This is a genomic window from Legionella bozemanae (assembly GCF_001648595.1).
Lineage (GTDB): Bacteria > Pseudomonadota > Gammaproteobacteria > Legionellales > Legionellaceae > Legionella > Legionella bozemanae.
This window is the reverse complement of sequence record NZ_LBAW01000045.1, coordinates 1-10252: the sequence shown is the minus strand read 5'-3', so window position 1 is coordinate 10252 and position 10252 is coordinate 1. Positions and strand designations below refer to the sequence as shown.

The window sequence follows — 10252 nt, the reverse complement described above, 5'->3', positions numbered from 1 at the left end:
TATTCCTATATTTCAATGCCTTAAACCAAATTTTTTTGTCTATCTCTCAGGCTTTATGCGCAAAAAAATTTGTGAAGGTTTCTATCTTGCATTTTGCTTTTTTTCTACCAACCAATTTGTAAAAGCAGAACTTATACGTCTATTATTTATACAAAATTTATATGTTTTTTTGACAATTTAAAGACGCCAGTCTTTCATTACTTATTATCAACAGGAGTATTTATCATGCCAAAGCCAATAATTTTAAGTATTGATGACGATGAAAAAACGAAGCAGATACGTCAAGCTTATAATGAATTTATGGCTCAAAAAAAGGCTCAGCCTCAAATCTTTGACTCCCTGGATAAGCTTAAGAAAAGCCAACTTTATCAAGATATGTCCGAAGAAGAACAAGAACGACTAAAGCAATATGAGGGAAAAAATGTGATTGTTCTAGTATTTGAAACTTCAGAACAAGCCATAGAATTCATTCAACAAATTCAACAGAAAAACCTCATCAGTGAAGAACAGGCAGAAAAAATAATTGCGCAGTTGGAAGAGCTTAATGAACCTCAATACAGATCAGGAATGCATTGAAAAATATGGTTCATCTCCAATAGTATATAAACTGGTTGCTTGCGACCAGGAACTCTATTCGTTCCGCGTCGAATATGAGTGGATTACATTATTTGCTCGATTTTCCTACCAGATAACCGCCCCTACTCCCAGCACCAGCTTGGGAAATGGAGGAAATACAGGAGCAATTGGCACGGATAATGGTGGAGGTAATGGCCCTGTGCATTAACTAGGGATAGTGCTAATTTTTTAGAAACCTTTATGTTTTGAGCCATTATTCAATAAATAGTGTACTTACTATGTCCCGCGCTCACGGCTTGTCCGCGAGATGCAGGAATATAGGAATAATCAAAAACTGACGATACCTTGGCTACTTGTTTCGAGTTTCTAACCTATTATACAAATAACTACGGATATGTGGATGATCAAAATGGAGTTTAAAACAATGCAAATTAAAACCATATTAATAGTTCTGGGCCTTTTTTTCTCATCAATGAGTTTTGCCACTATTAATATCGGTACGCTTATGTTTAAACCGCCTTACATTTTCTCTCCGGGCAATGGATTTGATATTGATTTGGCTCAATTACTTTGTCAGCACTTAAAAGAACAATGTAATTTTATTCCGATGGGAATGGATGAGCTTTACAACAAATTAAAAGAGGGTAAAGTTGATTTGGCGATGGGAGGTATTCCGATTTCTTATGCTCTTAAAACTGATTTTATTTTCAGTTTGCCCTATATGTTAAGTAAAGGGCAGTTTTTAGTTCTAAAAAATAATCCAATTAATTCAATCAATGGATTGCAAGGTCAAACAATCGGTGTTTTGCGAAACAGGCTCAATGGTGGATTGTTCTATGAATATTTGTCAGAGCATTACCATAAACTATTCCAAATCAAGCTCTATGATGACATTGAAGATGTCTTGGCCGATTTACATAATAAAACAATATTAGCTGCTTTTTTTAACCGCTCTTCAGTAAATTACTGGACCCAAGAGGGAGGAAAGCAATTTAAACCATTAGGAAACGTACACACAATTGGAGATGGGATAGCAATCCTCGCATTACCCAAAAATAAAGAGTTAATCCTGCGTATTAATAGTTTATTAAGAGAAATAGAAAAAAATAATACCTATATTAAATTATATGATACTTATTTGCGGATGAGTAAGTTTATTTCCTAAAAAAGATGTTTAAAAGGAACTAATTGCTGTCTTCGTAAATCGCAATCTGCCGAGTCCATACCCGCATTTTCTAATATAAGCGTACTTGTTTATTTTTATATTCAATAATGTCTATAATGGATCATTGTGTCACACTATGGGGCATTCTACTATGGACAGTAAAATTGAAAAGCAACCATTCACACTCACAATGCTAGGGACACTCACTGACTTTACTCCTGAGTTAAAACAAATTGCGAAACCCACTCCTTATACCAAGGGAGCTACAGTAAAAGATTACCCTAAAGGAGAAACACTAAGTGTTGTCTCTTTTTTAATTAAAACAAATTCACCTGCTAAAACGACGAAGGTAGACGCAAAAAACCCTTATCCCTTGCAAGCAGATGAAATTACTGTAATTAATGGACCTAAAACAGATGGCTCCAATGTAGGAGAAAAAATTTCCCTGGGGCTGGCAGCAATATTGAAAGCAATAGCCCGAGGACAAACACTAATCAACATCATTGCGCATAGTAGAGGCGCGGTTGAATCGATTTTAATAGCTCATGAATTACAAGCAATACAAACAATGACTTCAGGATGCGCTACCTTTGAAGAAGTATTGAAACAGTTGGCTGAGCAGCAAACCAAACGATACAAGGGTACACCAACAAATAACACGCCAGATATTATAGAGCCTTTAAAATCCCAAATTAATCTCATACCCAAAGAAGAGCAAGAGCAATGGTTTAATAAGTTAAAAACAAATCTTCCACAGACATCACTAAACTTTTTTGGTATAGATCCTGTCCCTGGAGATTGTTTCCCAATTACTTGGTATGACGAACGTTTTTTTATATTACCGGAAATTATAAAAAATGCTGAATTAATTTATTATGCAAACGAGCGTTCTGATTGGGGATTTACCCCAATTTATCCTGAAGTAGTCTCTAAAGAAAAACAAAATCTTGTTTGTTATTCTATGCCAGGGCATCACGGGACAGGCTCAAATGGAAATGATGGTTCCCAACAAGGAATAATTGTCTGCCCTGATGGTTATAAAACCACCCATGTCCAAAAATTAATGATATATAAGATACTTAATTTCTTAAATAAGCACCAAGTAGCGTTTAATGATGGCACCCAGATCTTTCATCAGTATACCGCTTTAGGCAGAAAATATTCGGGAGCCGATGCTGAAGCGAAATCAATTAAGATAGCCGCACTTGATTTTCCAACTATTTTACGGACACTTTATGCTGCAATTGCCAAAAACCAAATTGGGTATGATGCATATAATTCAACCCATTATTCCTACATGGGTCTCACTAAGCAACGCAGAATTTTACATAAAGGACGTATTTACGGCCTCTTCAACGAGGTCTTTACCACCTACTCTGGCTATGTTAATGAAGAACATGCCTTATTAATGCAAACACATTTTTTTAAAATTTTTGGCCTTGATACCAAAAGAAAAAACCTTGCTGAGATGATTAATACCGCAAGCTCAGTCCTGGAAGAAAACATTAAAAAAATTACCAATAAAGAAGCATCCATTCTGGATTCTGAAGTGAATCGTAAAAATGTATTGGAAACATTTGGTATCGTGATTCGTCAGGTAAGTCAGCAATATTTAACTGAGAATTGGTCCTCAATTGAAAAAGAACAAGAAAAAGAAACGCTATATCAAGCAATTATTGATATTTTAACTAAATTTAAAGAGCTGTCTGAATCAGATAATTTAACGATTAAACAGTTTGTTGCCGAACTCCTTGAATTAAGTTTCACGAGTATAAATCATACATTAGTTGTTCGCGCCCATGCTTTGAAAAAAGACTTTAATTACTTTCAAGAATCTATAGATATTCGTTTAATCCACTTTTTTAGTGCCTTATTGATGCAATTAAATCACATCGAAAATAGCCCCTCCGTTCTCGATGAAATTATGAGTTCTGAAGAATATAAAAAATTACCCGACCATCCCTCAGCATGCAAAATAGCCCATATTTATAAAAAATTGTCTGGAAAAGGCCTAGAGAAATACACCATTGAGCAACTTACCCAAAGCTATGAAGAACAATTTGCTGATCCTATTGAAGATTTTGCAAAGCTTTATCAGCAAATTCAAACCTTTATCTATGACCTGGCTGCATTACGCAGTATAGTCCCTAGCAAAAAAATTGAAGTAGACGAACTGTGCTTGCTAAAACAAGCTAATGGATTAGTCACAACGGCTGCAGAGCGATTTTATAAAAACAGACCATCGCACGAACTTCCTCCTATTGCGGGAACAGATTTATTCATGAAGCTGGCAGAACAACATGCTATTGAACATTTTGGTGTAACTGATCGCAGTAAAGAAAAAAATAAGGAGCCAGAAAAAGCTAATGTGGGGACAGGCGGTTACCTTTCAGGAGCGTTCTCTTTCTTCTGGAACCCGATGTCAAGAATGATATATGGCACGTCAGTTACCACTCCTCCTAATGGAGAACTTACCCAGAAAGAAAGCGTCACGCCAACTCCTACATAGTTATTAATTCCAATTCCGTAAGATGATTTAAAAACACCGCAGATATAGGTAGGTTACAACCTGCCTATGGCTTGCTAAAGAACTAAATGCCGTTATTTTGTCCTTTAATTACACTTATAGATTATTTATGTATCAATAAATAAAATTTTAATGCTGTTAATATTAAATTAATACTAAAGTGTTACTATAGACCTGTAGCGATATTAAACTCCTAGATTATAAATCACTCACTCTATCGCTACATCCTTCTAAGGTTTGCACACATAGAACAAGCCAGCGCTCCGGTTCGAAGAATACCTTCATAGCTCCATTCCAGGAAATGGGCCGTCAGTAGAAAGTCCACCACAACACAAAGGGTATTATTTATTGACAGAATTGTTTATATCTGTACAATATAAAAACATCAGCAACCTTAAGCATAGGATAAAATGCTATTTTCTACTCAATTGCTCACTATGGAGACTGCAAGCCAGATCAAATATGCTCAAGAATAAAAATAACCCAATTCAATTTTCAGTAGTCAGAGAAGACCCGGAAATCGAGAAAAAAGTAATCCTTTCCTCGGGTGCAAAGGAAATTCTTCTCATTGCCTCGGGAGGCTGTACTGCGCTTTCCCTACAGGCTTACTTTCCTCATCTTCGGTTCACTTTAGTAGATCCGAATCGAGCACAGATTAAATTAATACAAGAGAAAATAAGGGCCTTAGAGGAATCTTCCATCACAAAAAAGAAAGGGGCTTTTAATGTAGAAAATGATTCTCCATTTGGTCTCAACGAGAGAGGAAATTTCGAGTCACTTTTCCGTTCGTTTAGAAACTTCATTACTGAGTTTATTTTGCCTTCGGAAGAGCTGAAGGAACTTCTGACCCAGCCTTTAGGCAAATCTCATACCTCTCATATCAGAACTGTGTTGTTTGAACACAAATATTGGAAGGTTGCCTTTGATTTGTTTTTCCACCACAATTTTCTTGAAGCCATGTTTGGGCCAGAAGCTGTACAGCACGCTCCTAGAGACTCCTACCCTGAATATTTCAGGAAGGTGATCGAGCAAGGACTGGAAAAGGAAGACATGTCCAGAAATTATTTTATTCATCATCTATTTTTAGGACATTATATCGACCAGGAATCCTGCCTTCCTTATTATCTCTGTGCGCCAACTCCGAAGTATCATTTTGAGTTCTTCAATAATACTATCGACAAAGTCGAAAGTTTTCACTCATTCGATCTTGTGAATCTTTCCAATATTTTTGATTGGATGGATGAAGACAAGATTGAGAATCTGGCCAATCGACTCAATCTTGAGATGAAGCCAGGAGCACGGTTGTTAACACGTCAACTCAATAATCAAAAAGATTTTATGAAGTACTTTTCCAGTCATTTTGAGCTTTTGTGTGATGAAAGTGCAGAGTTACTGACAAGCGATAGAAGTCTATTCTATTCACAAATCAATTATGCCTTGAAGGTAGAATAAGTATGGATCAGTTAATCGAGCAAATTCTCCAAGAAACAAATTACTTAAGTAATTCCTATTTTGTCCATCTACAAGACGGGACTTTTGATAAAAATGATTTCGTAGAAACACAGATTCAATTTTACTCTGCTGTTGATTTTTTCGCCCGCCCCATGGCTGCATTGGTATCCAAGATTCCTTGTCCTGAGCAAAGACTCGGGATTTTGCGAAACGTGTGGGAAGAACACGGAGAAGGTGACCGCGATCGGTTTCATAAATTTACCTTTCTGGTCTTTCTCCAGAGATTGAATGGATGTACTTTTGAAGACGTGAAAGCTCGCGTTTTATGGCCAGAACTTCGAATTTTTAACACGGCTTTGGAAGGCGTATGTAATTCCGATCATTACTTGCTCGGAGTCGGGGCGATGGGAATAATTGAAAGGATGTTTTCCGATATTTCATTTTTTATCGGACGAAGCGTGGTAGCGCGCGGCTGGATCACTCCTGGCCAGCTTATCCATTACGACCTTCATGAGAAATTGGACATCAAGCATGCGGAGGATTTCTTTACGATTCTACGAACTGCTTGGCATGCAGAACCTGAATCGCGAAACTCTATTGAGCAAGGGCTTCGCTTGGGAGCAACCCTTTTTAATGGATTGTATGAGGGACTATTTCGCGCACGAAGCAGACGTTGGATCAACGGCAGTCTAGCAAATCCTAGTATTACAGAAGCTAAATTGACTGAAAAGAAACAAGTATCTGTAGCAACAGCGGTATCTGTTTCATGAAATTAGTGCGTTTGACTCTTGAAAATATGAATCTTTATCTCACCCAGATTCTTGATTTGGAACGAGAAGTCACCTATCCCTATGGAGATAAGTTTTTTAAAATTGATCATGGTAAAGATTATTTTGCCTTTTTTGAACGATTGGGAAAACTCTATTACTACGTATTCGTCGACAAACATCGCGTTGCTGGAGTAGTTGCCGCAGTTTTGAGAACTGTTCCATCTCGCATCGGCCTGAAAAAAATTTGGTACTATTGTGACCTGAAAATTCATCCAGACTATCGAGGCCAGCACTTACCTATCAAAATGGCTTACAAAATATATTTACGGAATTTGCTAACCAGTTGGAATGGTTTTGGCATTTCCATGAATCCTACGACAGGAAGCAGTCAAAATCGAGTGAAACGTCTCACAAGATGGCTCAAATGGATTCCCGTCAGAGATACCCAGCTTAGTCTATTTTCGTTAGACTATGCCTCGATGCAAAAAGCCCAGCCCATTTTGGAACGGTATCGAGGAGATGTTCGGTTTCTGTCGCTGGAAGGAATTAAAGATCTCGTTTTGACCCATGATCAAAGTAGAATCCCGGTTTTGCATGCACAATTTGGAGAAATGGGGAAAGGATCTGAGAAAAAGTACGAGCCGCAGGAGGGTCATATCCACATGTTTTGTGCGACATCCGAAGATCCCCTGATTGAGGAGCTTTCAGGGATGCAGCTTTTTCCTTCTTCTACGATCACATTACTCAATTGCGGTACACAACCACAAAATTGGGATTGGATATTAACCAGCGATCTCTAGAGTCAATTTGATGAGCGGAAAACAAACCTATGGGACAAGCACATTTTAACGGGTTGGTATATACATTAGCTAATGAAGATTCGGTTGTCGAATCGGAGCTTCTTCCTGACCATACAGAGAGAGTCATAGCGATTGCGGGGAGCGGAAGCAGAATCATTCCTCTTTTAACCAAATCACCGCAAGAGCTCATTTGTGTGGATCTCTCTTTAGAGCAACTTTATTTGACGGAATTAAGAATTGAAAGTGTAAGACACTTGAATCACAATGAATTTATTCAATTTCTTGGCTATCCAACTGCAAGCAGCTCTACTCAAAGTCGAGAAGATCTTTTTAAGAAGATAATCACATTACGTCCAGAAACCCAGGAGTATTTTTTAAACGTGTTTGGAAACAGCAATTGGAGCCCGCTTCTTTACTCTGGAAAATGGGAACAAACCGTCCGCAAATTCAGTATGGTTATTCGCAAATTCGTAGGAAAAAAGGGATTAAAAATTTTTGACTGCAAGACCCTGGAGGAGCAAAAAACTTACTACACTCATAAATTTCCCAAAAAAGCATGGCACTTTTTTTTGCGAATTTATGCTGCATTGATGGCAATCACCTGGAAAATAAAACCAGGTATATTTCCCCAGGTAGATCCCAAAATCAGTTTCTATCATACCTACAAGAAGTGTTTCGATCAGATGTTTTTGAATACTTTGGCAAGAGAAAATTACATGCTCCAATTGATCTTCTTTGGAGAGATTATTTTCTCAGAAGCATTGCCAGTAGAATGTGACCCAATCGTATTTTATCAGGCAAAAAAAGCACTACTCCAAACTAAAGTCAGTTACATCCAGGAAGATATCATTTCAACTCTGGAAAAGAGTGAAAATAAGAGCGGATTTATTTCACTTTCAAATGCACCTTCTTATTTTCCGAAGGAAATGGCCCAGAGCTATCTTAGTCGAATTGCCTCACAACTTTCTGAGTCTGCGACACTTGTAGTCCGGAATTTCCTGAATGACCCAACTATTGCTTGTCTCGACGGCTTTACAGATGTTTCAGAGCACTATTCTGATATCCTTGCCAAGGAAATTACAAAAACCTACGAGATACAAATTTTTCGATACTCAGCCAGTGAGTAAAAAGGATACTTTAATATAAAAGAACAAAACATCCCTAGACCATATTGATAGCAAACTGAGAAAAATTTAAATGGGATTAAGTGGAGATTTCCGTGATTCTTTGTTTACCAAAAAAACTTTAAAACAAATCCCTTCCCGCAGTCCATGATGATAAAGCATAGGATTTCTTATGAAACAAGCGGCAAAAATTAGCAAAAAAATGTTTTGCTATTGCCATGGATTGGGGTAAATACAGTTTGGTCTCTGCATGAATCGCATGAATATCTTCATGTTTTAGATAGCGGCGTAGATGCTCTAAATAATCTGGATGCTCAAGCCAGCGTTGAATCAAATTGGCATCGACTTCCAAATGAAATTGGAGTCCTACACTATTATGATGACTAAAAGCTTGCACGCACTGACTGTTTTCTAAAAGAACCTCAATACCTGGGGCTGTCTGATTTGCAAATTGATGCCATTGAAAAACATGTATGGGAAGATCAAACAATCCAAATAAATCATGTTCACCACATTTACCTACTCGTGTCCATCCAAGTTCCGGTTTTTCTAAAGCATAACAGCTGCCACCCAAGGCTATATTCAGTAGTTGGGAGCCTAAACAAATGCCTAATATTGGGACTTCTTTGGCAATTGCCACCTGCAATAATTCTATTTCGTGAATTAGATGTGGGTACAAATCAAGCTCATTAGGATGCATGGCACCACCGAGGACAACAATGCCATGATAACGATTCATATCCACTCGCTGATGGGGATCTCTGGCAAAATTAACATAGCGAATACGCAACTTCATCCTTCTTAAAGTATGAATAATGATACCCAATGGCTCATAAGGAGAATGTTGTAAAACCAGAATTCGTGCCATTATTATTTTATTTGAATGTGTTATTTTTAAGTATAGCCTGATGACTTCGGTAATTTAAATCCAGGGACAGCTCTTTTTTCCTTCATAGCACATGTCTACAGACTCGGTGTTCATAACAAAAAAGCCTGGTTGCAAGAAACTGTCTCTTGATCACCTTTCTGCCTACACCTCGTGACTTGTTCCTGAGAGATCCACGCGAAATTTGAATGTCACTTTATGTTTTTAAATGAACTATACTCGACGTTCTACGTACTGCGCTTTATGCATGAGAACTCCCCAGATAGGAGCAAAGAAAGAAGGAATGAGTAGACGTGCATAAAAATTAATGATCAAATTGTTTTGCCGACAATTTTGATTAAGGAAAATTTATGCACGTGAAGTAATTTTTACATAATTTATTGTTTCGTACCATCCATGGAAAACGATTAAGTCCTCTTTGTTTATTCGTAGAAGCATTAATTAGAGAGAAGAAACTCTCGTTAACCCGGCTGGGACGAGCGTTAAAGAATAAAACGCAAGAAAAACACAATATTAAGCGATGCGATCGTTTTTTAGGTAATAAATTATTACATCAAGAACGACAGAGCATCTACAAAGAGGTAGCGCATCGCTTAATTGGTACTATAGAACGCCCGCTCATTTTGGTTGATTGGAGTCATGTCCCGAATACGACCCATTATTTGCTTAGAGCCTCATTAGTTGCTAAAGGCCGAGCCTTATCGATTTACGAAGAGGTATTTACGAAACAATATGAAAATAGCAATAAAGCCCATCGCCAGTTTTTGCACCATTTAAAAACCTTATTACCTGAAACCTGCCGTCCGATATTAATTACTGATGCGGGTTTTTATAATTCATGGTTTCGTCTTGTACTCAATCAAGGCTGGGATTATATTGGACGAATTCGGGGCATAAAGCCTGTACGATCCCCACAAAATTCAAAGAAAGACTGTAGTGGGGGTCTGTGTTG

10 protein-coding genes are annotated in these 10252 nt (G+C 37.7%); 9 read left to right on the top strand and 1 reads right to left on the bottom strand.

Annotated features, from left to right (window positions below; all coding sequences use genetic code 11):
- The first annotated feature begins 225 nt into the window (after positions 1 to 225).
- The 8 genes from A8O27_RS17740 (at position 226) to A8O27_RS17705 (ending at position 8417) form a co-directional block, all read left to right on the top strand.
- Positions 226 to 576, top strand: coding sequence for a hypothetical protein (locus A8O27_RS17740; protein ID WP_058460023.1), 351 nt, complete (start codon positions 226 to 228; stop codon positions 574 to 576).
- A complete protein-coding gene (locus A8O27_RS17735; RefSeq protein ID WP_058460024.1) occupies positions 545 to 784 on the top strand; it encodes a hypothetical protein in 240 nt (79 codons plus the stop codon). Before A8O27_RS17740 ends, A8O27_RS17735 begins: the two co-directional genes overlap by 32 nt.
- A 201-nt stretch (positions 785 to 985) precedes the next feature.
- On the top strand, positions 986 to 1741 hold the full coding sequence (locus tag A8O27_RS17730; protein WP_160116284.1) for a transporter substrate-binding domain-containing protein: 756 nt from the start codon (positions 986 to 988) through the stop codon (positions 1739 to 1741).
- A 151-nt stretch (positions 1742 to 1892) separates the two neighbouring features.
- Positions 1893 to 4250 carry a hypothetical protein gene (locus A8O27_RS17725; RefSeq protein WP_058460026.1) on the top strand — a complete coding sequence of 786 codons (2358 nt, stop codon included), beginning with the start codon at positions 1893 to 1895 and terminating at the stop codon, positions 4248 to 4250.
- A 480-nt stretch (positions 4251 to 4730) separates the two neighbouring features.
- Positions 4731 to 5720, top strand: coding sequence for a DUF3419 family protein (locus A8O27_RS17720; RefSeq protein WP_058460027.1), 990 nt, complete (start codon positions 4731 to 4733; stop codon positions 5718 to 5720).
- 2 nt (positions 5721 to 5722) lie between these two features.
- Positions 5723 to 6490: an iron-containing redox enzyme family protein gene (locus A8O27_RS17715; protein WP_064115148.1), complete on the top strand. Its 768-nt coding sequence runs from the start codon at positions 5723 to 5725 to the stop codon at positions 6488 to 6490.
- On the top strand, positions 6487 to 7290 hold the full coding sequence (locus A8O27_RS17710) for a hypothetical protein (RefSeq protein ID WP_058460028.1): 804 nt from the start codon (positions 6487 to 6489) through the stop codon (positions 7288 to 7290). Before A8O27_RS17715 ends, A8O27_RS17710 begins: the two co-directional genes overlap by 4 nt.
- Before the next feature lie 29 nt (positions 7291 to 7319).
- Positions 7320 to 8417, top strand: a complete 1098-nt coding sequence (locus A8O27_RS17705; RefSeq protein WP_058460029.1) for a DUF3419 family protein — start codon at positions 7320 to 7322, stop codon at positions 8415 to 8417.
- Between the two features lie 118 nt (positions 8418 to 8535).
- Here the strand turns inward: A8O27_RS17705 and A8O27_RS17700 are convergent, their stop codons facing one another.
- Complete coding sequence (locus tag A8O27_RS17700; RefSeq protein WP_174223909.1) at positions 8536 to 9282, bottom strand: type 1 glutamine amidotransferase; 747 nt, start codon at positions 9280 to 9282, stop codon at positions 8536 to 8538.
- Positions 9283 to 9680: 398 nt separating this feature from the next.
- Between A8O27_RS17700 and A8O27_RS17695 the strand changes: the two genes are divergently transcribed.
- A partial coding sequence (locus A8O27_RS17695; RefSeq protein WP_154669258.1) for an IS4 family transposase occupies positions 9681 to 10252 on the top strand: 572 nt, incomplete at its 3' end.